Here is a 25738-nt window from a genome sequence, read left to right as displayed (position 1 = left end):
TCTCCTCTATCGCTTCATACGCAGCAATGCTTTCAATATATCCAAATCATCCTGGGTAGTAATTTTTATATTTTTGTCCGAGCCCTTTGCAAAATACAGCTTTTCTCCCAAATCTACCATCATTGTGTTGGCATAGGACGAAGCGCTGGTTCCTATATTTTCACTGAATGCCTTTTTATAGGCCCAGTTCAGCTTCCCAAACAAATAGGCCTGGGGAGTGGACACTCGCTTCAATCGATCCCTGGGGATATATTCACAGGTCGTGTTTTCATCCTCCTTTACAAAAATCTGCTCATTATAGGGCATTGAGGTCACTGCATTTCCGTAAATCCGGCATTTCTCAATTACATCTGACAGAACACGTTCCTCTACCAGAGGCCGTATTCCGTCATGTATTACCACAATATCATCCGTTTCACATTTATCCTTCAGAAATAAAACTCCGTTTCTTATAGACTCCTGTGAGGTACTTCCTCCGCTGATAATCCATTCCAGCTTATGGATATGGAATTGCCTCCCATAAGCCCTGAGCGCCTCATGCCATCCGTCTATACATACTACCAGAATTTTTTCAATATCCGGGTGTCTTTGAAATGCTTCCAGCGTATAAATCACCAGAGGTTTATCATCTATATTCAAAAACTGTTTTGGAACCTCCTGCTGCATACGCTGCCCAAAACCTCCGGCAAGAATTAAAGCAACACTCTTCATATCTTATTCCCTTCTATAAAGCCTGTACCTTAAAGTATGTATCTATCAAGCTCCTGCTGCACATAAGGCTGCTTAAGGAGCAGCTTCTTGACCTCTTCCAGTTGTAGTATTCTTGTATTATTAGAATTAAATTCCTTAAGCTCTTTCCTCTCTGCTTTTCCCTCTTCGAAATATTTTCCATAATTCAGATCCCTGTTGTCAGCCGGAACGCGATAAAAATCACCTAAATCAAAGGCATGAGCACACTCCTCCCTGGTCAGCAGCGTTTCATATTTCTTTTCTCCATGTCTTGTGCCAATCTGATGTATTGCACTGCCACTGTGAAACAGCTCCTTCACTGCCTGAGCAAGTACCCCTATCGTACATGCAGGAGCCTTCTGTACCATAATATCTCCGGTTCTTCCTTCCTTAAAAGCAAACATGACTAAATCTACCGCCTCATCCAGACTCATCATGAAACGGGTCATCTCCGGATCGGTAACAGTCAATGGTTTCCCGGCCTTTATTTGTTCAATAAACAGAGGAATCACTGAGCCCCTGGAGCACATTACATTTCCATATCTGGTACCGCAAATCTCCGTTGTATTAGTTGTCCTTGACTTAGCTACAAATACCCGCTCCATCAACGCTTTGCTGATTCCCATAGCGTTAATGGGATATGCAGCTTTATCTGTAGAAAGACAAATTACCTTTTTTACCCCATAGCGGATGGCAGCTGTCAGCATATTATCCGTACCTGCCACATTCGTCCGCACTGCCTCCATTGGAAAAAATTCACAGGATGGAACCTGCTTTAAAGCAGCCGCATGGAAGATATAGTCCACCCCTTCCATACTATCCCATAAGCTTTGAGCATTACGCACATCACCTATGTAAAATTTTATTTTGTGATTATTGTACTTCCTGCGCATGTCATCCTGCTTTTTCTCATCCCTGGAGAAAATTCTTATTTCCCTGATTCCAGTATTTAAAAAACGTCTGAGAACCGCATTTCCAAAGGAACCGGTTCCTCCTGTAATCATCAGTACTTTATCTTTAAAAATATCCTCTTCCATACGGTCTGCCTCCATACCCTTCATCATCTTCTGTCTTACTGCCTGTCCTTTCTCCATACTCTGTCATTAATAACTGCCGTATAGCTCTGAATTAGTCTGAGCACGGTGGAGGAAACCTTTTCCTCACTATAATCAGGAACCAATGAGCCAAAGTCTCTATTCTCTGCCATTTTCACAGCCAAATCAACTGCCTGAAGAATGCTCTGGCCACTAATCCCCCCAAGAATACAGCAACCCTTATCAAATGCCTCCGGTCTCTCTGTGGAGGTACGGATGCACACGCCTGGGAATCTGCTTACAGCCGCCTCCTCCGGCATAGTTCCGCTGTCAGATACCACGCAGTAGGAATTTTCCATCAGACAACTATAATCCGTAAAGCAAAACGGCGGCATCTGCCTTATCAGGGAATGAAAATGAAATCCTCTCTTAGCGATGTACTTGGCGCTTCTTGGATGAACCGAATAGATAATAGGCATGGAATATGTCTCAGCCATAGTATTGACCGACTCCATGAGACTCATAAAATTCGTCTCATTATCTATATTTTCTTCCCTATGGGCTGACAAAACCAGATACCTTCCCCTCTCCAGCCCCAGTTGGTCAAGCACGCTGCTGCAGTCAATTTTATCTCTGTGTGCCATAATTACTTCCCGCATAGGCGAACCTGTAACAAATACATATTCCCTGCGTATGCCTTCCTCCATCAGATTCCTTCTGGCATGCTCCGTATAAGGAAGATTCACATCTGAAATATGATCCACAATTCTGCGGTTGGTTTCCTCTGGAAGATTCTCATCAAAGCACCGGTTTCCTGCTTCCATATGGAAAATCGGTATCTTTAATCGTTTCGCTGAAACAGCAGATAATGCAGAATTTGTATCTCCCAGGATCAACAGAGCGTCCGGTTTTATCTCCTGCATCAGACTATAGGACTTTGAAATAATATTCCCCATAGTCTCCCCCAGATGATTACCTACTACATTCAGGTAATAATCCGGTCTTCTTAGCTCCAGATCTGCATAAAAAATATCATTCAGTTTGTCATCATAATTCTGACCGGTATGAACAAAGGTATGGCAAAATAAAGAGTCCGCCCTTTTTACTATCTCCGATAACCGGATTAATTCCGGCCTGGTTCCAACAATGGTCATCAGCTTTAATTTTTTCATACATGCTCCTTATATCCAACATACAAATCCGGATGATTCACTATCCAGTCTGCCATTTCCTTCACCATTTCCTCATAGGAGGGAATCTGATAATGAAAATCCTCCCTTGTGCATACCATCGATTTATCACATACAAGCCCGCTATCCGGCACAATGGAAATACAATCCTCCCTGCACAGCCTATTAAACAGACACAGCAGCTCATATTTACTTATAGTTTCATTATTCGTCAGATGATAAAGGCCTGTGAGGTCTGCAAAGGCCGCTTTCTCCACCGCTTTAGCCAGCTCCAGAGTGGTAACTCCAGACCAGATGGCCTCTGTAAACCCCTTTATTTCTCCCTTCTGATGCATGAACCAGTGGAACAGGCCAACGCCATTCTTATTAAGCTCTGGTCCTATAATGGAAGTCCGAAAGGTCAGGTTCCTTCCGTCTGTTACCTCTCCCAAAGCCTTCGTTCTGCCATACAGGGAGCATTCATCCGGAATATCCGCCTCCGTATACCGGCCTTTCTTTCCAGAAAATACACAGTCCGTGCTAATATGGATGAACTTTGTATCCCTGTCCTTTAATATATCTGCCGCCAAATGAGGCAAAAGGCTGTTCAAATAAATCCCCCTGGAAATATCCTTATCCACAGCTCTGTTCAGAACACCGATGCAATTTACCACACAGTCATAGGGAACCGATGCTAATCGTTTTCTGAACCGTGATAAATCCATAGCATCCCCGATTATGGTGTGGGAGCAGCACAGGGATTTTTTCCTGGCGAAACCGATTACCTCATGGCCTCTTTCTGTCAGATAGGCGGCTATTATATGACCGGCCATTCCGTTGGCTCCTAAGATTAGATATTTCAAATTTTATACACCCTCCTTGCCCTTCAGCATTCTTCTGTATTTCTTCTAAAACTCTTCTCACTGAACTTTTTTCATCCAGAAACTTCCTCCATGTATTGGCAGCTTCGTCGGCCATTCTTTCAAAAATATATCCGGATATTTTTTTTCCATCATATTTTGGAAAAACACAATTTCCCACTCATGATTATATTGCAGAAACGATCGAAGAATATACATCTCATTCCAAACCATTCCATTCTCAATCCAATCCATGGGATACTCAAACGGATAAAAAATATCGTGTAAATGAACATAGACGCCTTTTTTTAGTCTTGGCAATATTTCAAAAAATAGGTAATTAACATCTGAACCCATTTTGGACACATGTGAAGAATCAATAAATAAAATATCCCCTTCCTCCAGCTGGGTAAAATAATTAATTTCCACTTCTTCTAGACCTTTAATATGTAACTCTATTCGATCCCCCTCTTTTAGAAGAGACTGTAAAAGTTCAGGATACGGTTCTATAAAGGAGCACTTTATACTATCATTCAATAACGTTTCATTGGTATCCAAAATCACACCTGAGCTCCATCCTGAACCAACCTCTATAAGACGTTGGGGCCTCACTAACTGAAGCATAGTACACAGGCCAATCATATCTCCCGGGGAGAGAGAAACATTTCCATATTCCGCCCGGTATCTACCTGTTAAAGTCCAGTCTGGGACATTTTTATATTTAGTTCTCATTTTATAAAGCCATTTCTTCTGCCCATCTTCATTTAAATCAATTCCTGGCAACTCTTTTTGTTCATCATAGAGAAAACTGCTTTTTTTCTTTACCTCACTCACATCTGGATAAAGATTGTAAAAGTGTCCTAATGGAAATAACCTTTTATAACTTGCACTTTCCGGTAAACAGCCGATCATGTTAAATACGGATTCCCCAAACACATGTGTATACTTTTTTTTAAGCTGCCGTTCCAGTTCTGCACTATTCTCTGGACTAACCAGTACTATCACCTCATTATCCATGTTCAAAAATTGATCCACCGGATAACATTTTATTTGCCCCCCCCCCCCCACTTTTTCTGATCATTATCAATAAAGCCCAGCACCCTTAAACCTTTGTTCCTGCAAAAACGTAATAGTCTCTTTCCCCTGGTTCCCGCACCCATAATTACAATTTTTTTATCTTTCAGATTCCACATGGTACTTCCTCCAAATATCAGTTCTATTAATTACTTATTCCCTTCAGGCGTTGAGTTTAAGGATCGACTCAGCCGCATCCCATGCATAGGAATCAGCCAGTCTCCCTAGAATACCTCCATAAATAATACCAGAAACGCTTCCGTAGTTTTTCAGACTATCTTGCATATCCTCCATAATCAACACAGGAATACCTCCTTTTACTTCTCTCTTATCCGTCCCTTTCTCTGCCTTCTGCCTTCTGAAAATGTATCCTTCTGCTCCTAATGCATCTGTATCCTTCGTCTGTTCATCCGCGATTGCCATTATCATCATATTCTGGTAATTGCGGTGATTGATGAGCCAGCTTACAGTTTCCCTTTGTTCTTCCGGATTACCATCCCACACAACGACAGCGGCAGCTCCAGATTGTTCAGCTTTCCTCAGAAACAGTTGCCGGTCGCCTCCTCTAAAGGGAATAATCAGTGGTTTTTCACTATTTATGCCAATATCCCACACAGCTGAGAAAACATCTGACTCACTCAGCAAAGAAGAACTTATTCCTTTTTGAAGCGCGACTCCTTCCACATCCAGCCATAATGCGTCAAACTGGCATTTCACTCCCTCCTTCCCCGTTATCCGCACCTGCTCCGCTATCTGGGCTGTCCGCGCACTGTAGACCCCTATGATCCGTGAAAACTGCTTCACAGCAAGCAGCCGCTTAAGATATGCTCGCCTCTGTTCAGGAGTTACCCCGTCCTGCTTGGCTTCCTGATGCAGTGCTGTTGAAGACACCCCCTTCGTATACTCAGGTTCCACAACCTCTCCTCCCCATTCAGCCATCACCTTTATCGCCCTGGCTCTGACCTCTGCCAATGGACCCTCTCGCCAATCCGTTCCATGTACCATATAGTCCGGCTTGTATTCACGAAGATTTGGCTCATAATCACGAGTCTCCTGCCTAACAACAATATCTACGCCCTTCATATTTTCAATAATGGCCTTCCTCTGCGCATAATTCATAATAGGCACCCGTTTATAGGAAGCGATTGCTTCGTCTGTAAAAAGGCCTACCATAACCTGTCCAAGCTCAGAAGCAACCTTAATGATGTTTAAATGTCCAGGGTGCACCGTATCGACTGCCATTGGAACATATACTAATTTTTTCTCTCTCACTCTTTATCCTCCTCCAGATATTTCATAAAACTACACTTGTTTTCCTCTGGAGAAATCGTGGGCCGTCCCAGATTCGCTCTGGAGCCCATAGCAGTCAGAACTTCAATAAAAGCAAGCTCCCTTTTCCCTCTTACTATCTCCAAAACAGCTTCCAGTCCTTCCTTTGAGTCAATGCGGTGTGCACAGCTATAACCCAAACTTTTCGCCGTCTCACACAGGTTAACCCTGCCCATTACTGTGGGAAGTCCTCCAACTGATTCATGAGCGCTGTTGTTAAACACAATGTGAACAAGATTCTTCACATTGGAAGTACCAATCACAGCCAATGCTCCCATGTGCATCAAAAGAGCGCCATCTCCGTCCAGACACCATATCCTCCGTTTGGGCTTTGCCAATGCAATACCAAGAGCCACAGAAGAGCTATGTCCCATAGAACCAACTGTCAAAAAGTCCTTCTCATGCCTTTCTCCCCTCTGTTCCCGCACTTCAAAGACTTCCCTGGATATTTTTCCTGTAGAAGCCACTATGATATCATCCCCGGTCCATTTCAAAATAGCATGAATGGCTTTTTCCCTCTCCAATTGAAAATCATTTTTATATACCTGCTTCTCACTATTTACAATAGACTTTGTGGTAAAAACCAACGCTGCCTGCTTCCCTTTGTCCAGCAACAGTCCCACCTGCTCAAGAATCTCTCCCAATTCCTCCTGATCAGTGGTTTCCCTAACTGTAAAAGCGGCAATCCCCATATCATTCAAAAGCTGATGGGTTATCATTCCCTGAAAGGAGTGCTGCGGCTCATCTTTACTTCCAGGCTCTCCTCTCCATCCCACCAAAAACAAGCAGGGAATCCCGTAAACCCGTTCATTCAGCAAAGAAATAACCGGATTGGCAATATTTCCAATCCCACTGTTCTGTAAATATACAACCGGCGTCTTCCCTGTTGCCAAATAATACCCCGCTGCCAGTCCTACGCAATTGCCTTCATTTGCTGCAATCACATGACTGGCCGAAATTCCTTTTTTCTTCATCAAGTAATCACAGATGGGCCTAAGCAGCGAATCCGGTACCCCTGTGAAAAATTCTCCATTCAGCTGGTTAAATAATGCTCCTGCTTCCATCTATGCCCATCCTTTGATAATCTCAACACAAGCTTCCACTGTCAAGGCTCCGTCATTACATATAATAATATCCGGATGCTTCGGCTCCTCAATATCCATATCCATTCCAACCACATTTTTTATCTGCCCGGCCTTTACATTGCTGTAAAGAGACTTCTGATTCCGGGCCTGAAGCACTTCTATGGGAACCTCCAGATAAACCTCGCAATAACTGAGAATATTCTCCCGATTCCAGTCCCTTACCTGATCAAACATGGAAATCGTACCAATAATTACTGTAATCCCCTGCTTTGCCAGCATTGCAGATAATCTTGCATATCGCATTGCTGCTTCAAGCCGTTCTGAGTATGTATACCCTAAATCTCCGGCCACCGTTTTCCTCAGTTCATCTCCATCCAGCAAAACAATTCCCTCTTTTTCACGAATTAGCTCCTTATATAAAAGGGAAGCGATGGTTGTCTTTCCTGCGCCGGACAGTCCTGTAATCCAATATACGGTTCCCTGGCGCGGGGTTCTCTTTTCCTGTTTCTCCATGTCTAAATCGATTCTCCTTTCACAGGAATAAAATTAATAATCTCTTTAATTGACATGCAGTATTTTTCTGCCTCCTCCCCTGAGCATCCATCCCTTAAAATCGCCTCTGCCGTCTTTTGCATAGCAGGAAATGCACTTCTAAGAAGGTGATTCGCATGAATAATAACATTGATTCCGCAGGCAGCCAGTTCCTCTTCCTTGATCTGGTTATAGGTCGTTGGAACCACAACAATCGGAACATCTGGATAACTGCTCTTAAAGCTCTCACAAAATTCAAAAACTTCATCCGGCTTTTTTTGTCGAGAATGAATCATAATTCCGTCTGCTCCCGCATGCACGTATTTACCGGCACGCATAAGCGCATCCTCCATTCCTTGATCCAGAATCAGGCTTTCTATTCTGGCAAAGATCATAAACTCTGAGGTTTTCAGGGCCTGCTTCGCCAGATGAATCTTCTCTGCAAAGCTATCCGGTTCAGCCTGAGTTTGCCTCACTTCCGTGCCAAAAAGGGAATTTTTCTTAAGCCCGGTCTTATCCTCAATAATAACCGCCGATACGCCAAGGCGCTCTAATGTCTGCACATTGTAGACGAAGTGCTCTGTCAGTCCTCCGGTATCTCCATCCACAATAATTGGTTTTGTGGTGACTTCCATAATTTCATTAATTCTGTCAATCTTGGAGGACCAGTCCACCAGTTCTATATCCGGTTTTCCACGGGAAGCCGAATCACAGAGGCTGGAAATCCACATAGCGTCAAACTCCCGTTCTTCACCATTATCCATATGAACCTTTGCATTCTCCACCACCAAACCAGTTAATCCGTTATGTGCCTCCAGCACCCGGATCGACTTTTTCAGATTCAGCAGCCGTCTCAGCATGCCTCGCCGGATTTCAGGGATTGCATAACGCCTGAACACGTCCCCTTCCAATGCGTTGATATTTTCATCCTTCGTATATGGAAACTCAACCAATTCTCCTCCCAGCTGATCCAAAAGCTCTATAACCTCAGAACGCAGCTTCGCCTTACTCCCTGTTTTCCACTCATCTCCATGAACAATAATATCTGGATGATACTGTTCTATGATCGGTCTGTAACTCAGAGTATCCTTCTTTATCACATGACTGACAAACTCCAACGCTTCTATCATCTGCCAGCGTTTTTCAAATGGAACCAAGGACGGACGCCTATATTGTGAAATGACCTTATCTGTCAGAATCCCAACTGTCAATTCTCCCATAGCTGCTGCTTTCTGCATAATCTGTATATGTCCGTAATGCAGAATATCCGTACTCACGCTCATATAAACCTGTTTCATTTTAAGTACCCCGCTTTTATCAGCCTGTCCCGTACCTGCTTATCCGAAAACAACTCCAGATTTATAGTTGCCGCTTCCGGGGTCAAGGGACTGGCAGGAAGCTTCTTATGATGGAGACAACCATCGCAAAGGGTTTGAGATACATTATCATCCATAAATCCCTGACGGATTTTCTTCATTTTTTCCCCATACCAGCCATCCTTCAAGGATTCCCTATTCAAATCAGCTACAACCAGCATATTTTCGTAATCCGCATTGCAGACCGAAAGATACCCCTCATGTGTAACGTAAATGGAATCAAAAGGAAGATTGCAGCGCCTGTAAGTTTCATTATCGTAGGTGCAACGGAGAAGTTCATCGATTTCCGGCATGTTACCGCCCTGGTTATAGACATCCTTAAATACAATCTCATCTGCAAGCCCCTTAAACACCTGAAAATAATCCTCCTTCAGCCGCTCCGTATATCTGGTCAGTATCCCGGTAATAAAAATCTTAAACTTGCGCCCACTCTCCTTCCTATATTCATTCATATACTGAAGATGCTCTACTACAATATCAAAATCATCCTTTCCATGAATGAACTGATACATCTCACGGTTAGGAGCATTGATGGAAAACTTAATGCTGTCCACTCCGTTATCAATAACTGCCCTTAATTTCTCAGGCGTGGCCAAGGAGCCGTTGGACGTAAGGTAAACATACTCATATCCGATTTTCTTTGCCTTCTTCACATATTTCGACAAATTATTGACGATAAAGGGCTCTCCCGTAGCATAAAAGCCAACTTCCCTTGTTCCCAGGTCATAGGCCTGCTGCAGCACTTGATAGAGCAGATCCTCTTTTATAAATCCTACCGGACGTTTCATTTTCTGGTGGGTGCAGAATATACAGGCATGGTTGCATGCATTGGACAATTCTATAAGAAAATTTGTGTAGGGGAAGGGGGGCTCAAGACTGTAGAGCTCCCTCCGATTGGCTTTTTTTAATCTTACGCGTTCTTCTAAGTTCATCTCTTATTCTCCTCTTTATGTTTCTTCATATTGCATTAATGCGCTCTGCCCCATACATTTTTCTTCTTTGATATATTTGTAATATTATACTTCTTACCTAACCAGTTTTGTTTTTCTTGGGATTTGGACTGCTGGGGGAACAAAATGATTATTAATCGTTGAATATCCATTGCACTTAGAACACATTTCCACATAGCCCAATTCTGAGTAACCAAGGCCGAATTCCATCAGTTCTTTACATTTTTCTTTTTGAAATAAAAATGTCTTTCCTTCATCTTCCCTCTCTATTTCTGTAGTACAGCTTCTCAGGTCGTAGTAATCCGTATCACAGCCACTCTTCGCTCCTGCCATCACCGCAAACCCAGCCCAATTGCATTGCCATAGTTTTCCATCGCTATAGTAACTCCAAGGGATTCCGCAGGCATCAAAGTGTTCGATTCTTTCCTTCTCTGTTACAAGCATATCTTTCTCTCGGAATACGTCTAAATTCAACCACTCATGGTTCTCAAACAGAACATATTCAACTTGAAATTCTTCCAGCTTCTCAATAAATTTTTTATAATTCGTTTCTATTCCTGGAAGGGCACTCCTATAATCGCTGATATGTAGAGTAAATCCATATTCCTTAAAAAGTAAAAAAGTCTCATCATCTGGCACTAAAACAGCCGAAGTTGTAACAGAAAGGACTACTATCTGTTTTCTGTACTTTTCTCCTATATATCGAAATAGTTCCTTATACTGAGAATAAAAGAATATTTCCCCTCCCACAACGCTCAAAATTCCCAAACAATCAATAACAGCAAATAACCTGTCTAAATCTTTTTTGACTGCCTCAATTTTATCCTCTGATGGTTTTTCCACATATGGAATAAAGTTCAAACAATGCTGACAATTTAAAGGACATTTCCTTGTTGGAATCAGACAAATTCCTCTGTGGTATACCTTATTAAATTTATATGCTGCATATATTGGAAGGTACACATCAATAAAATCCTGAAAATCAAAAAAATCTTCTCCTTCAATAAAACCGTTAACTACTAGTTTTTTTACTACATTGGTCTTGTTAATATTAGATACAGCAATCACAATTATTAGTTCTTCTCTGTCAATTTTTTTAATCTCCTCTAGAGAATAAACCCTATATCCCAAATATCCACATTTTTGCTTATTCTCATCTACGTCGATAAAGCCTCCCCTTATAGATTTTTTTTCATCCATCCTACCCATGCAATTTAAAAATTCAAGTCTTTTTAATACATACTTTCCATTATCTCCCGCACCATAAATATATATATTCTTTTTATTTTTAATTTTTTTCCCAATTTCATCAAATTGCCGCCCTTTGCTTGTCCATTTCATATACATGCTCCTCAAACTTCATATTTTATAAATTTCAATTTCTATATTACCTTAGTTACACATTCAAAACCCCTAAATATGCTTTTTTCCTAATGCTTCATATAGCAAATGGGAATATTTGAATTTGGGGTTTTTATTTATGTCTATTAAGCACTCTCCGGCATGCTTTCTTAAAATCTTTATACGTTTCTGATACCTTTTATCTTTAATACAATTTGTACATTCATCTGGAAAAATATGATATACTTCTTCCCCTGTTCCCAATTTTACATATCTGTCCATTAAAGTAAGAATTCCATTATAGGATATCCCTAACTCTAAGCATTCAATTTCATTGTATTTCTCAATTACCCTCTTATTATAAAAATCTACTCCATTTAACCATATCTCATCCGAAAATAATTCAGCTTCATTTCTCTCATTTTGTTCTAAAAGATAAACTAGTAGTTTTAAAAAGTCGGTTAGGCAGAATAGCCTACAATATTGCCTGCAAGGAACCCCTCTGCCAGTTACAATCATCGCTACATGCAAGGCATCTTTTGTATACTGACGAGTTTCTTTTCTCAAAACATCACCATGATCACTCATGAAAATTTTTATGCTATTATCTCCCAAAATATCCATAAAGAACTTCCATTCTTGATCGATATAATTAACATTTTTTTTCAAGCGCTCTCTGTGCAACTTTTCTCCTTCAGGCGTATACCTAGTCGGAATATCCGATTCAACTATACATGTATATTCATCTAAAGCAGGAGAAACAATTGGAACATGAGTTTCCATACCTGTATGGAGAAGAAAAAATACCGGTTTCTCACTTAATAGAAGTTCTCTCAATGCTTCCCACCATATTTCTGTTGCTGTAGCTTGTTGGAGCATGTTTTTTGAATATTGAATATCATATCTATCCAAAGGAATATGCTGTTTTCCTATACACATAATTTTTCTACAATCGTATCCCTTGCTTTTCATGAACTCAATCGTCTTATGTTCCTTAGGCCAGTTATTTTTATTATTATAGATATCATATTCTTCCTTCTGATCTAAAATTCTGGCATATACACTGCGAGTAACCCATGAAGGAGTATATGCCTGTTCAAAAAATATCCCTTTATTTGCCTCTTTGCTTAAATATTGCATTTCCTTTACATACTCAAAAGGCAAGGCATCCTGCCAGAACCATAAAATATCTTTTTGATTTCTGTCATTGCACTTTCTTTTTATTGTAACTAACAGTTGCTCCAGTTCCTCCAAAAGTTTCTCTTTTTCTTTCTTTTTTTTATAACTATATTTTATATATTCTTTTACATATTTTTGGGCAGAATATATATCCCTTATATCTAAATAGTGTCCAATTAGCTGGTCTAAAAACCTCTCTTTTTCTTTCGTATTCCTGCATTGCTTATATTGATATTGACACTTGATAATAGCTTTATAAGGTTCTCCAATATATTTATAATATTCCTTTGACAAATAATATCCTTTTTGCATTAGCTTATCATATATATCTACAATTTCTATGCCCGGATCATTTCCTAATTCCTGTTTACACTCACTTCTGAATTCAAAGGAACTGATGATAACTGTATTAATATTTCTCCCTTTATATGAACGGAAAATAGGTATATGGAATCTTTGTATCTCTTCTTCTATTCTTTCTGGATTATTATCTATGATACAATCAATTTTAAGAACATCTATAAAATCTTCCATCAGCCTACTTGTATGTATTCCTGCACACTTTATAGCAATCTTATGATTTCCTTCACAGACATCATGCAAGATGGTTCTAATTTCTCTATACATTTCTCTTCTAAAGTCTTCTTCCATCCTACTATAACCATATCTCAACAAAATCTTCTGAAATTCTGTTTCAATATCCAACATCACTTTTATCACCTCTCAAGCTGTACTGCTACTGGTATTGTATTCTGGTTGACATTTGAAACTCCGTTGCAATAATGACACATCTTCAAATTTGAATTCTTATTATATCCCAAATGATATTCTGTAATAATTTTTTTAATATTGTCCTCTTCTGTGGTTAAATCTAATCCCTCTTCTGAATCATCCAACCCATACAATGCCCGATTCGCCGTTAAGGCATGTGCACAATAGAATAATTTTCCGTCTTGAAAAGCTCTGCATTGTCCTCCGCATGCATCAAACAGTTTTTCAGCATTATCATGATATTTTCTCTCTGTCCAACCTAGATCTACCCATTCTTTCATCTTTATGTCCACTACCTTAATATCGTTACTACTCAATACCTCTATCAATCTATCATGCCGCTCCTTCCAGCCCTTCACCGTATCATAATTACTAATCATAACTGGCAAATTATATTTCTTAACAGTATCAATAATGCTTTGCCTCGGTATGAGCATCCCATTAACTAATACAGTACAATTTCCAATCTGATCTGAATAATTTTCCATCACATAACTTATAAATTCCTCAGTATCCTCATAAAGAAGTATGTCTCCACAAACCATTCCAAATTCTTTAATGTAATCAATCTTTGAGAAGAGAATATCTATATCCCTTTTGACATTGTCAATCGCTGTATTTTCTTTATTGTTCATATATGGGAAGGCTCCCACGCAGTGTTTACATTTTAAAGAACATTTAAAGACTCCCATAACGGAACAATCCTGTATAATACACTTATTTAATCCATATGTTGCATAAATATAAATATAATAGTTCATAAAGCTATGGATATCGAAAACATTTTCCCCATATCTTAGCCCTTGTAATTCCAATCCTTTTAGCACAATTCCCGCATTCTCCCTTCCCAACGCCAGGATTATGATACATTTCTTTTTTTTCATCTCCTCTTCCAAATCCTTATGATAAATCACCTTCACTCCTTCACATGTTCCCTTACTTTTTTTAAAATCATCTAAATAAACAAAAGGAGCCTTTATTCCCTTTAACAGCTTCCCTAATTTCATTCCATACTCGCCAGCTCCATAAATGATTATCTCTTCTACATCATGGAATCGTTTACCTATTTCATCAAACTGATGGCCTCTATTGGTCCACTTCATATTGATTTCCTCCTTTTTTGTTTTACATATACAGATTATCTAAGATATACTTCCAAATCCTATCTCCAGCAAGCATATATCCATTTTTACACGCTGAATTTTTACTTTGTTTGACCCTTTGTAAATATTTCTTAAGGCTACAGATACTTTCACTTAAAGTACTACCTGAAATTTTTTTTAATAACTGTTGGCTTTCAATATAAATTTTTTCAAAATAAACCTCATTAGTTTCAATATCAATTTTTATAATTCCATTTGCATGGTAAGGAAATAAATATATATATTTTCCAAACATCCTTATATTTTCGCTAAATAACTGCTGTTCATTTCCATCAAACCTTAGTTCAAAAATATTACTAAAATCCAATATTTTTATATTTTTCGTCGTAGGATCTATCCGCACTACATTACACTCTCTTTTAAAAAACACCCATATACTATTCCCAAAAAAATATATATCTGAAAACAGCATTGTCTTTTGGAGTTGCTCCCATCTCTCAATAGCTATGGTACAAATTATTTTATTTTCGTTAGGATCCCATTTATATATCTTGTTTCCGTACAATCCAGCACCCCAAAAATATTTTCCATCAAACGCAATCCCCCTTAAAGGTTCCTTCAAGTTTTCAATTTCAATATATTGAATCTCATTGCTGTCAAAGCATATTCTTTGCAAAAAAGCACCTATGAAGCTTATACGCCACACACTGTGCCCCAGCACAGTATTACCATAAAACAATGATTTTTCCCCTAAGTTTTTTATATTCGGAAATTGTTCCCGATAGTGAGTACTAATATACTCTACCTGCTCTGTCTCAAGATCTATAGACGCAAAATAGTCCGAATAGTAAATTGGCAATAAATATAATTTTCCACCAAAGATTACAGGATCAAAAGCTTTACCTTCATTTCTAATACTAATCAGTTTTCTATTACCATCGGAAATATCATATTTAATCACATTAAGCGCTGCACTTGGAACAAAATAGATAATATTTCTATCTTCTATAGATTGCAAATACAAAAATTTCTCACATCCCAGCGCCGTATCATCTCCTCGTTCCACCCTTACCGTCTTTGTTATTTCATCATATACAAAAATACTATTGTATTCCCAACTGTACATATATATCTTTTTATCAATAACCTCTGCACACAAGCATCTGGCATATCGTTCTTCCAGCATAAAATCCGGATTGTAATTTTCAATATAATACATAGGTTTACCGGTTGCTTCGTATAACTGACTGACAGAACTTTGCAGTTCACCAATGTACGCATCTGAAATAGCAATGGTACGATCTAGCTCCCCTGTGTCATCGTATACTCCTATTCCGCTGTTTTTAAAATCCTGGATCAAGTTTAAATAATCATTTAGTAATTCAGGCGCTGTAGCCTGAATCGTTGCAATACTGAGAGGATGGGGCCGCCAGAGTAAAGCCATATCTTTATGTTCCTTAAACACAGAAATGACATACCGGATCTTTTTAAGAAACAGATCCCCTCTGTTCATTATATCCATTAAACTTGTATTATAAAAAAACACTTTCTTATTCTTTAGTGCAGACCATTCATCTGGTATGGGCTGTTTTTTCTTTGAGAAACTAACTACCATATCAAGCTTAGGCGACCCCAACGCAACTACTTTTTCAGAAGCAATCCCACTCTCAATGTACTGTTCCCGAATCGTTTCATTCTGCGCAAAAATTCTCCAGGCATTTCTCACTCCCGGTAGCTGCATAAAATGATCGAGCGTTTTTTCCTTAGAAATATAATATGGTATATATACTAATCTTGAAGTATATTTAATTAATTGAGAGCTATAAAATGCTTCTGGAATGCGGGTGACGCGATTGTATTGATCATATGGATTATGTATAAATATTATATCCGGCTGCTCTCTTTGAAAATCATAGTTTCTGTAATCTGTAATCTTAGCATACTCCGAAATTTCTTGTCCTTCATAATGTTCTGATAGAATCTGTCCCTCCGGTCCTAACGTATAATAAGGAATCGGAACTACTTTTACATCAAATCTTAAATCTTCTTTTGCAGAAAGATAGATACTGTGAAATGTATCCCACATAGAAGCAATGTATGGGAGAAAAACAGCTTTCATACTATCGCTTGGTATAACCTTTTCTATACCGCTTCTGATTTTCTCTACCTGCATTTCAAGCTTATCTACAAGCGCTCCCCATTCTGTTCCTTCACATATGTACAGCTGGTAAACCAGCTCACAGTAATTTTCTAAATATTCAATTACCTTTCCTGGCTGAGACTCATTTTTTTCTATTATATCCCCTATCTGTGCGGCCGTTTCCTGACAGGTTAAGAACAGCTCAACAGCAGAGGCTTTATCTGTAAGCTTTTTAAAATAATTATTTGCCTCTTCCATAGAGGAAATAATACTCAATATCTTTTCTTTTAATATAATCTTCATAGATTCTCTTCTCTTTTCTTTGCGATAAATCGCTTACCTTTGTATTTCTTAGTCCAGGCATCCTCCAAAATCCATCCATCAAACATCTCTTTCGTGTAAAGAAGATGCTTTTTATCATGAGATTCTAAGGGAAGTTCTCCAATCAGTATGCCTGATCGAGTTACTCTTACTATTTCCCTTAAAACCTGCTCTGCATATTCTAACGATTCAAAATACAAAAACACCCCCCAGCAGAAAGTTTTGTCAAACCACTTATCCTTAAAGGGTATATCATTCGCTTCTCCATACAACACACTATTTCCAAAAAATTCAATATGTTTTTTAAGGAGTGAGCGGGAAAAATCAATTCCTATGTACTCACACTCCAGATATTGTGCGAGAGCACCTGCACCGCATCCTATTTCTAAAACCCTGTCATCAGGCTTTATATCCAGCTCTTTTCTTATTTTATAAGCAGTTGTTTTAATATCTGCCTTAGATTTTTCCCAACCATCATATATATACAGATCGTCTATTCCGCCCTCCATCTCTCCCTTTTGTGTCCATATTTCTCTCCATGTGCCCGAATATTCCATCTCAAATATCTCCTTGAATAAGCTGTAAAACCCTTTCCTTTATTGGGCATACCCTCCATAGTATCTCTGCCGCTTCCCCATAATCCATAACCCGAGTAAGGCCCTGGGACAGAAGTTCTTTTCTTACTTGTTCTGGCTCATCAAACGTTATAATAATAGTAGCATCAATATCTGTAAGTTCAGCTTTGCTAATACATTTTACTCCCCAAATCTCACTGCCAGTATTTGAAGGGTTAGTATCGCAGAACGCTGAGGCCTCAATACCATAGGCCCATAGTTCCTTCAAAAGCCGTCTCCCGTTTTTTCCAGCTCCATATAACACAAGCTGCCTTCCATCCCCACATAATTCGTCAGAAAGCTGCTTCCTTCCCTTTATCGCAGATATTGGCGCTTCTGATTCAATGAATCTTTGCAGCACATATAATTTATGGTTTTCCCAGCCAACCTCATGATAATATTTCATTAGTGCATAGAAACACATATACTCAGAAGAAAATTCTTTTTTGATTTCATCTATAGTGATTCTCTGCAAAATTTTCCACGCCAAATTCTGGCAATTTTTCAGGAATTCTTTATCTGACTGCGTTCCCTGAATTTCATGTATCCTATAATCTACCAGCGGTTTATCAACATAAACCGTGTCATTCATGCCAAATGTTCTGAACCACATATCATAATCCTGAGAGGTTCGCAGTGTTTCATCAAAGGTTCCAACTAATTCAAAATACCTCTTATGGAGCAAAACTGTTACCGTATTTAAAATACCAAAAAATAGAGGATACCTTCTCTTTGTCCAGCAAGACCTAGGATACCACAGCGGAATTTGAAATTGGAGCTTCTTATGGCTGGATTCTACAAATCTATTCCATCCACTCCAAGCGATGCTCATCCTATTGCCGCTCTTTTGTATTGCTTCCATTTGAATTTTAATTTTATCTGGATGGAGCAAATCATCATGAGGCAGATACTGAAAATAATCTCCTGTCATATTAGCAATACCCATATTCAACGCCGAAGAAACTCCGCCATTTTCTTTGGAAAAATATCGTATTTTATTTCCGTAGGACAAAGCAATTTTCTCAGTATTGTCCACAGATCCATCATTCACCACTATTATTTCTGTATTTTCATAGCTCTGTGCCAGTGCGCTGTCAATAGCCTCCCTCATATAATTCGCCCCATTATATACTGGAATTACAATTGATACCTTGGCTTTCATAGCCTGTCCTCCTAAAATAGTAATTTAAACGGCAAAAATCCTTCCGCATATTTTACTCCATTGGAATAGCCCCACAATTTATTTCTGCCAATATTATTTTCGAATAAAGTATCATTCTCTGCTCCAAATCTCTGATGCTCAATTCCGTATTGTTTTAACGCAGATCGTTTCATTTCAATATAATCTGTAATATCAAAAAATACAGTTGGATAAAAAGGCTTTTCGCACACATATAGATTACTTTGATAAATTAAAATGTTATCGCAATGCCTTGCAGCAGTTTTAGATATTTTTCCTGCTTCACAATGATCCTGATTCGTATCAAATTCACTGTGGACAAAGACAGTATCAATTCTTTTCTCAAGAATTACCTGCTCCACTCTCTGCATAATCTCTGTACTGTATTTTAACTGGCATACCCGCTCCTGTTGGAAGTTGCTTATCTCCTTTATCCCTAGTGCCGCACAGGCTCTAGCGCTGTCACGGATACTGTCCTCTCTTCTGGTTACTCTGTTATATACACTTTCTTTCACTTCATTATCCGTTAGAGTAAGCTTATACACTTCCTTTCCCGCCGCCGCAAGCTTGGCCGCTGTCCCTCCTGCTCCTAGCTCAGCATCATCATAATGTGCCCCTATTATTAGTATCCTTTTCATTCACTTTCCTCTCATTTTTTATATGCTTCTTTTTGTATTTTTTCATACAGCTTAAGGTGTCTGCTTACATAGGTGGTATATGAGTACGTTCTTTCAACAAACCTCTTCCCCTGTTCTTTTTTAATAATCAGTTTATTTCGATCCGTTATTAATTGCCGAATTGCTTCTCCAATTTGACGTGAAGATTTATATTCTACAGCTATTCCGTACTCGGGTGCATGCGTTATTTTTTCTAAAGCAGTTGACTTAAAACATATAACTGCTGTTTCACAGGCCATAGCCTCAATTGCCATCATTCCAAAGGATTCTGCAAGAGACGGCATCACAAAAACATCTAAACAGCGATAAAAATCGATCATATCCTCTTCCTTAAACCACACAGGGCCAGTGTAAGAATATTGTCTTCTTATTCGCTCAGGCAGAATCTGATTACCCACGGCAAATAAATGAATGGGAAGAGAATCTGACAGATTTTCAAGTGCTTCCAGAAGATAACGGCAGCCTTTAATTTCTCCCTCCTGCATTCGAAAGCCTATAACAAAACTTTCCATTGAAATTCCAAAGCGTCTCCTGCATTCTTTCTGGCTGAACGTTTCAAAATATTTCTCTTTAACTCCGAACGGAATCTGAAATATACGATTCCAGTGTGAAGTCAAAGGACTTTCTTCTATATACTTTCTCATAAAATCCGAGGCTACCACAATATAAGGATTAATCCGGGAAAAAATTTTTTGTTTCAGTTTCCACATTTGACTGGTATTATCTACACTCATCTTTCGTCCTGGCAATTCTAATTTTTCGCAATTACAGCAACCAGTTCTCCATTTTCTGCATTCGAGAGGATGAATGCAATTTCCTGTAACAGCCCACGGATCATGAATTGTCCAGACTACATTATCTCTATCCATAATTTCCGGCAAATCAAGGAGAGAAATTACGTCATTATGCAGAATATGCAGATGAACCACATCTGCTTTACGGAAAGCCTCCTCCCTCAAAAGCTGTCTTCCATAGGGAGCTAACAGCTGACTTATGGAATTCTTTTGTTCCAAATACAGCAACTCTTGATGAATGATAGGATCCGAACAGAATACCCGCACACTTTCTGTTGTACTGTCTTTATTCAGAACATATTGCAGTGCGTTTACACCCTCTATCTCATTTAATGACAAATGCAAATCATATCCATTAAAAATTCTCCCGTCCAAATCTGTAAAATTAACTTCCAAAACATTCATTGTTTGTTTCTTTCCTCTTTTGAGCCCTCATTTTTGCATCAATTAAAACTCGTTCTATTTCAGAGTTAAAGCCTTCTTTTGATTCACCTTTTTTCAACTTTACATTGTGGCAGGTCACCTGGTAGAGTTTTTCACGAAATATATTTATTTTGTTAATTGTTTCATCTGAGCATTGAATCTTCCTATATCTGACTTTCAGCTCTTTTTCTAACATCTGGCAGGAATAAACATAAATGAACCCCTCTTCTCTTAGCATTCGCATAATCTTTTCAGGATACTTTATACATACAATAATTATAGTTTTTTCTCTATTTTTCTTTCTAAATTCCTCATAAGGAATACAATAAACGTCATCTAACACAAAACCTGTTTTTTTTTCATCTGCATCCCCAAAGCAACTCACATTTATTCCGTAATCCCTCAATCTAAAATATGTTCTTATTCCATATTCCCCTAAGCAATAAATACAAAGCTCCATTCCTTCTGTCAGCAATTTCTTCATTTTATTCCCTATCACCCGCATGCTAATCCGACAATCTTTTTAAACATATATAATGGGCATCTCTTCAAATACGAATCCAAGCCGGCCCTTAATTCTCCTTTAAGACAACTTCTGCCTCAGGAGGAAAATCCATCCCAGCCTCATCAATGACTTTCTTCGTTATAAATTCCAACGTTTCATATCTGGACAGCTCCCTCACGATTTCATCTGCAACTAACGCTGCTACAATAATTAATATTTGATGTTTATTAAATATAAGCTTCTTCAATGGAATACAAAAACTGCCATCTATACACGCTCCCCACATTTGGGAATTTCCATCTATGAACCCCTCCACTAAAAATCCCCGCAATTCCAGATCCCTTTTTAGCCGCCTTCCATAATTTCCGCATCCATATATATATATCCGCTTACCTTTCTCCAGGTACGATTCCATACATCTTCTCGCTTGGGTACTTCTTTGCTCTGCGCAACCTTTTTTAGCATATCCCTTCTCTTTGAAACTTTTCAGTTTTTTCCTGCACTGCTCCAAGCTTCTCACCAAATGAGTCTGAGGCAAAATATTCAAATACATACGGTAATAATAATTGTAAACACTGCCATATGCCATTTCTCTCTCTTTATCACTAATATCATTGAGAAACATCATAAACATCTCGTCTGCATCTTTCAGTACGCTTTTGATCGTACGACTTCCCTGCCCCTTATGATATCTAATCCCATATAAAGGCTCGTCCAAATAGCAGCTTTTTTCTCTTTTAAGAACTCGAAATAAAAACTCAAAATCCTGTGTGGTTCTTAATTCTTCATTAAAAACACCATAACGGTTAAATATCTCCTTGCTAAATAGAACCCCTCCAAATTGGATCAGTCCATTTAGCACCGGAAACACTCCCTGTTCCAATCTATTTTTACTAAAATGGTCTGAAAGTCTTACTAATGACCTCCTCCCTCCGTTTCCAAATAAGTGATAGGAACAAAATACCAAAGCAGCTCCCGTTCTTTCCAGTTCTGCAAATTCCTTTTCTACCTTTTCAGGATACAAAACATCATCATGGGACAGCCATGAAAAATAACTTCCTTTCATTTCCTTTATCCCATAGTTCAATGCTTGTGCTACTCCTCCGTTAGCTTTTGAAAAATATCGTATTCTGTCTCCGTAGGAAAAAGCGATTTCTTCTGTACGGCCGTTATCACAGGAACCGTCATTTATCACAATCACTTCACAATTCCTATACGTCTGTGCCAGCGCACTGTCAATTGCCTCTTTCAAATAATCGGAACCGTTATAAACAGGTATAATAATGGATATCAAAGGTTTTCCCATTGTTCTCCCACCTCTATAAAATTGGTATTAATTTCACAAGTTCCATTGCAGCATCTGCACAATTCCAAATACCCTTTACTATTAAAGCCCAAATCAAATTCTACAATTTTCCTTCTCTCATCAAGGCTTTCTCCAATACTGCCCAAAGCCAATCGATTATCCTCATCCACCTGTTTCTGCAATGCCTTTTCTGCAAATCCGGCATTGATACAATACCAGATTTCTCCCTTTACATATCCGCGGCATTTTGTACTGCAATAATCAAAAAAAGCGCTTAGACTGCTTTCGTCCAATCCTTTATCCTCTGACTCAAAACCAAAATCAACCCACTGAGCCGTTGATAGGAAATGAAAAATAATTCCATATCTTGTTAATGTTTCTTTTAGCTCATCCACCCTATGTTTGATCCCTGGTACAGCCCTGGTGTAATCACTGATTTCTACAGTTACATCATATTCTGCCATGACGTCTAACAATTCTTTGTTAGGAAGCAGAGTGCCATTTGTAATTATCTTCAGGCTGCCAATCCGTTTTCTATAGCGTTGTCCTATATACGCAAGAATTTTGTACAACTGACAATTAAGCAACGGTTCCCCGCCCGTAACAGTAAAGTCACCAATAAAATCTATTTTCTGAAAAGCCAAGTCAACATCTTGCTTCAATTCTTCCAGAGAATAGGAAGCTATATCACGAAAATACGGAAGCATAATAGAGCATTTCTTACACTTAAGAGTACATTGTTCCGTAATTATTAAAGACAATGAATGAACAAAAATTTTATTATAGTAATAACTTACTATAGCTGGAAATTCATTCCTCATAAACTCTTCGTATAAAATGCAATGTACCTGGGCTCCTCTTTCCCTCATAAAACGGTCAATATCTCTTTTTACAGCTAAGCCAGCTTCATCCGTCAAGCCAATCAAAATCTGACAGGATTCCAGATTTTCCTGTTTCAAAACTGTATCCAGAGAAAATATTTCTATACCATCCAGACAGGAGCCCTGCTTGCTATTATCTCTGTCTATCATTCCCACGATCTTCCAATCAGTCAAATGCAGAATACTCCTGACCACTCTTTTCCCAACTATTCCCGCACCATAGACGTACAGCCTATGCGCTCTGTATTTTTGTACAGCCTCTTTGGCTCTTCCCTCTAACTCATGTCCGGGATTTTTCCATTTCATATCTTCCCTTCTCCTGTTCTTGGTTTTCTCCTGCTCTGGGTATCAAACCTCCACCTCCATCAACCCCAGCCTCGACACATGCAAATGCGCCTTTCGCTCCTCTACAGGCGGAAGCTCCATATAATTTCCATAATGCATTCTCAAATACACATCATATTCCTTAAATCCCGAAAAGCTTCTTCCTTCAAATTCCATTTCAATCATTTCATCAAAGCACCTCCTGGGAAGACCATACCTGCAGCTTTTGGGATACTGTAACGTATAATGGCTGATTAGCTCCTTTCTTTTCCTGTTACAGCAGACAGCCAGCAAATCCCTAAGCCAAAAAGACGCATTCCTGGGAATTTTGTTCAGTAAGCTGTACCACCTGCGCAAAAGCCAGGATGAGGAATTTGCTTCCCCTAAGGGCGCATACAGCATTTTTCGTATACAGAAGCACAGAAAGTGATGAACTCTCCTTAACAAGTAGGAATCCGGTACCTGATCTGCTACAAAAATGTCAATGAAAACTCCTGTTTTCTGCTTCAGCATTTCCTGCCCTAATCTTACATGCTCCGTTCCTTTTCTCCTTAGCTTCGCGTATCCCCAGCGATAATTTGGATCGCTTCTGTAATCCTGCAGAAAGAAACGTGATTCATCCAAATCCTTTTTGCATGCCTTTCTGAATTTGCTGTATTCCCTCCTAAGCATAATTACATCCACATCATCGTCCCACGGAATAAACCCCTTATGCCTTACAGCTCCCAGAAGAGTCCCTCCATCCAGAGAGTAGGATATATTATTTTTTTTGCAGATTCGATCCAGCTCAATCAGCATCTCCAATTCAATTTTCTGAAGCATTTTTAAATCCTTACCCGATGGAAGGTACTCTCTTGCCTCAATCATTCTATCGTCTCCGTTCCCCCTGCTTGGCCGGCTGTACCTTGTTGGGGTTTAGGTCTACATAGCCGCTGCAGTTTTTACAAAATTCAACATAGCCTCTTTCATTGTAGCCCATTCTGAACTCCATCAGCTCCCTGGCCTGCTGCGGCCTGTAGCTTCGCAAATCATAGCTGTCTGCCGGATTTTCCTTGCTAAGTCCCGCTACGATCGCATAACTGGAATAATTGCAGCTATATAGCTTTCCCCCTCTTAGCTCCTGCCAGGGCACATGGCAGCCGTCAAATTTCTTTCCCAGCCGTTCCTCACTCCAACTTTCATGATGGGTCGTTAAGGGCGCCAGATCGATCCATTCATCCACTTTATTAATCTCATAGCTTACTCCCAATTTTTCCAGAGTCAGAATAAGCCTGTCAAAGGTATCTTTGCTGTCAGGAACGGCTTCCCGGTAATCATCCACTGTTAAAACCACATTGTGCTTTTTCAGAGTTTGTAAAAGCTTCTCCTTCGGAAGCACCGTTCCATTCGTTACTGTTTTCAGCACATGTATTTTCTGCCTGTACCGGCTGCCAATATATTCTACCAGCTCTATCATCCTGGGATAAAGCATAGGCTCTCCTCCGCTGATATGAAACAGCATGATATCATCCACTGCTTTAAAAAACAGATCTACATCCTCCTTAATCTGCTCCCAGGGCCTCTCATCAAATTTTTTCATATAAGGCGTAAAATTAAGACATGCCTCACAATTCAGATTGCAGCGAGTGCTTGGCAAAAAAGACACAGAGGGGAAATATACCTTCTGAAGCGCATAAGCGTAGTAAATGGAGATATAGCTTTCCATTGTAAACATATTTTCATTATATATAAAGCCGGCCTGCATAAGCTGGAAGATAACCTCTTTTCTCGTATTAGGAGAAATACATAAAACAATACATTTATCCCTGTCCTTTGGATTTACTTCGCCTGGAGCATACACAGGCAGACTGCAGTATACTCCTTTCTGCTTGCTTTGGTCATTATCCAGAAAGCCACAGATTCCCACTGTCTTGTTAAGAGTCCTCCATACCAGTTCCCCATATTCCCCAGCTCCAAACAGATATACCCTCTTCCTGCTCTCTATCTGCTTCCAGCTCTTATCAAATTCATGTCCTCTGTTACTCCACTTCATATCCAGTCTC

Annotated in this window: 24 protein-coding genes; all 24 read right to left on the bottom strand. The window is 39.3% G+C overall.

Annotation, left to right across the window (positions count from 1 at the left end):
- Nucleotides 1-6: 6 nt before the first annotated feature.
- The 24 genes from FYJ39_RS00600 to FYJ39_RS00485 all read right to left on the bottom strand — a co-directional run bounded on the left by FYJ39_RS00600 (nucleotide 7) and on the right by FYJ39_RS00485 (nucleotide 25728).
- The gene (locus tag FYJ39_RS00600) at nucleotides 7-711 is read right to left on the bottom strand and encodes an IspD/TarI family cytidylyltransferase (RefSeq protein WP_154470532.1); all 705 of its coding nucleotides are present in this window, start codon (nucleotides 709-711) and stop codon (nucleotides 7-9) included.
- Between the two features lie 29 nt (nucleotides 712-740).
- The gene (locus FYJ39_RS00595) at nucleotides 741-1754 is read right to left on the bottom strand and encodes a polysaccharide biosynthesis protein (RefSeq protein WP_287848536.1); all 1014 of its coding nucleotides are present in this window, start codon (nucleotides 1752-1754) and stop codon (nucleotides 741-743) included.
- A gap of 47 nt (nucleotides 1755-1801) precedes the next feature.
- The gene (wecB, locus tag FYJ39_RS00590) at nucleotides 1802-2935 is read right to left on the bottom strand and encodes a non-hydrolyzing UDP-N-acetylglucosamine 2-epimerase (RefSeq protein WP_154470531.1); all 1134 of its coding nucleotides are present in this window, start codon (nucleotides 2933-2935) and stop codon (nucleotides 1802-1804) included.
- Complete coding sequence (locus FYJ39_RS00585; protein WP_154470530.1) at nucleotides 2932-3795, bottom strand: SDR family oxidoreductase; 864 nt, start codon at nucleotides 3793-3795, stop codon at nucleotides 2932-2934. The genes wecB and FYJ39_RS00585 overlap by 4 nt, the downstream gene beginning before the upstream one ends.
- A gap of 57 nt (nucleotides 3796-3852) precedes the next feature.
- The gene (locus tag FYJ39_RS00580; RefSeq protein WP_328597509.1) at nucleotides 3853-4809 is read right to left on the bottom strand and encodes a class I SAM-dependent methyltransferase; all 957 of its coding nucleotides are present in this window, start codon (nucleotides 4807-4809) and stop codon (nucleotides 3853-3855) included.
- A 29-nt stretch (nucleotides 4810-4838) separates the two neighbouring features.
- A complete protein-coding gene (locus tag FYJ39_RS00575) occupies nucleotides 4839-4985 on the bottom strand; it encodes a nucleoside-diphosphate sugar epimerase/dehydratase (protein WP_154470528.1) in 147 nt (48 codons plus the stop codon).
- 43 nt (nucleotides 4986-5028) lie between these two features.
- Entirely contained in the window at nucleotides 5029-6138 is a 1110-nt protein-coding gene (locus tag FYJ39_RS00570) for an adenylyltransferase/cytidyltransferase family protein (RefSeq protein ID WP_154470527.1), read from the bottom strand.
- A complete protein-coding gene (aepY, locus tag FYJ39_RS00565) occupies nucleotides 6135-7259 on the bottom strand; it encodes a phosphonopyruvate decarboxylase (RefSeq protein WP_154470526.1) in 1125 nt (374 codons plus the stop codon). Before aepY ends, FYJ39_RS00570 begins: the two co-directional genes overlap by 4 nt.
- Complete coding sequence (locus tag FYJ39_RS00560) at nucleotides 7260-7793, bottom strand: adenylyl-sulfate kinase (RefSeq protein WP_154470525.1); 534 nt, start codon at nucleotides 7791-7793, stop codon at nucleotides 7260-7262. It abuts the gene before it with no gap.
- 2 nt (nucleotides 7794-7795) lie between these two features.
- Nucleotides 7796-9109, bottom strand: coding sequence for a phosphoenolpyruvate mutase (gene aepX / locus FYJ39_RS00555; RefSeq protein WP_154470524.1), 1314 nt, complete (start codon nucleotides 9107-9109; stop codon nucleotides 7796-7798).
- A complete protein-coding gene (locus FYJ39_RS00550) occupies nucleotides 9106-10119 on the bottom strand; it encodes a radical SAM protein (RefSeq protein ID WP_154470523.1) in 1014 nt (337 codons plus the stop codon). Before FYJ39_RS00550 ends, aepX begins: the two co-directional genes overlap by 4 nt.
- A 93-nt stretch (nucleotides 10120-10212) precedes the next feature.
- Nucleotides 10213-11478 (bottom strand): radical SAM protein, encoded by a 1266-nt coding sequence (locus tag FYJ39_RS00545; RefSeq protein ID WP_154470522.1) that lies wholly within the window; start codon nucleotides 11476-11478, stop codon nucleotides 10213-10215.
- Nucleotides 11479-11550: 72 nt separating this feature from the next.
- Entirely contained in the window at nucleotides 11551-13365 is a 1815-nt protein-coding gene (locus tag FYJ39_RS00540) for a sulfatase-like hydrolase/transferase (RefSeq protein ID WP_154470521.1), read from the bottom strand.
- An 8-nt stretch (nucleotides 13366-13373) separates the two neighbouring features.
- Nucleotides 13374-14531, bottom strand: a complete 1158-nt coding sequence (locus tag FYJ39_RS00535) for a hypothetical protein (protein ID WP_154470520.1) — start codon at nucleotides 14529-14531, stop codon at nucleotides 13374-13376.
- Nucleotides 14532-14553: 22 nt separating this feature from the next.
- Nucleotides 14554-16974, bottom strand: coding sequence for a glycosyltransferase (locus FYJ39_RS00530; protein ID WP_154470519.1), 2421 nt, complete (start codon nucleotides 16972-16974; stop codon nucleotides 14554-14556).
- Nucleotides 16971-17549 (bottom strand): class I SAM-dependent methyltransferase, encoded by a 579-nt coding sequence (locus tag FYJ39_RS00525; protein ID WP_154470518.1) that lies wholly within the window; start codon nucleotides 17547-17549, stop codon nucleotides 16971-16973. The genes FYJ39_RS00530 and FYJ39_RS00525 overlap by 4 nt, the downstream gene beginning before the upstream one ends.
- Nucleotide 17550: 1 nt before the next feature.
- Nucleotides 17551-18768, bottom strand: coding sequence for a glycosyltransferase (locus tag FYJ39_RS00520; protein WP_154470517.1), 1218 nt, complete (start codon nucleotides 18766-18768; stop codon nucleotides 17551-17553).
- 11 nt (nucleotides 18769-18779) lie between these two features.
- The gene (locus FYJ39_RS00515; protein ID WP_154470516.1) at nucleotides 18780-19424 is read right to left on the bottom strand and encodes a PIG-L deacetylase family protein; all 645 of its coding nucleotides are present in this window, start codon (nucleotides 19422-19424) and stop codon (nucleotides 18780-18782) included.
- A gap of 11 nt (nucleotides 19425-19435) precedes the next feature.
- Nucleotides 19436-20662: a glycosyltransferase gene (locus FYJ39_RS00510; RefSeq protein WP_154470515.1), complete on the bottom strand. Its 1227-nt coding sequence runs from the start codon at nucleotides 20660-20662 to the stop codon at nucleotides 19436-19438.
- Nucleotides 20643-21164 carry a hypothetical protein gene (locus FYJ39_RS00505; RefSeq protein WP_154470514.1) on the bottom strand — a complete coding sequence of 174 codons (522 nt, stop codon included), beginning with the start codon at nucleotides 21162-21164 and terminating at the stop codon, nucleotides 20643-20645. Before FYJ39_RS00505 ends, FYJ39_RS00510 begins: the two co-directional genes overlap by 20 nt.
- Nucleotides 21165-21252: 88 nt before the next feature.
- Nucleotides 21253-22491, bottom strand: coding sequence for a glycosyltransferase (locus FYJ39_RS00500; protein ID WP_154470513.1), 1239 nt, complete (start codon nucleotides 22489-22491; stop codon nucleotides 21253-21255).
- Nucleotides 22476-23678, bottom strand: a complete 1203-nt coding sequence (locus FYJ39_RS00495) for a radical SAM protein (RefSeq protein WP_154470512.1) — start codon at nucleotides 23676-23678, stop codon at nucleotides 22476-22478. Before FYJ39_RS00495 ends, FYJ39_RS00500 begins: the two co-directional genes overlap by 16 nt.
- 42 nt (nucleotides 23679-23720) lie before the next feature.
- Complete coding sequence (locus FYJ39_RS00490) at nucleotides 23721-24563, bottom strand: LicD family protein (RefSeq protein WP_154470511.1); 843 nt, start codon at nucleotides 24561-24563, stop codon at nucleotides 23721-23723.
- 1 nt (nucleotide 24564) lies between these two features.
- On the bottom strand, nucleotides 24565-25728 hold the full coding sequence (locus FYJ39_RS00485; protein ID WP_195840347.1) for a radical SAM protein: 1164 nt from the start codon (nucleotides 25726-25728) through the stop codon (nucleotides 24565-24567).
- Nucleotides 25729-25738: the final 10 nt, after the last annotated feature.

The sequence above is a fragment of the Clostridium porci genome, assembly GCF_009696375.1.
GTDB lineage: Bacteria > Bacillota > Clostridia > Lachnospirales > Lachnospiraceae > Enterocloster > Enterocloster porci.
This window is presented reverse-complemented; position numbering and strand designations above follow the sequence as displayed.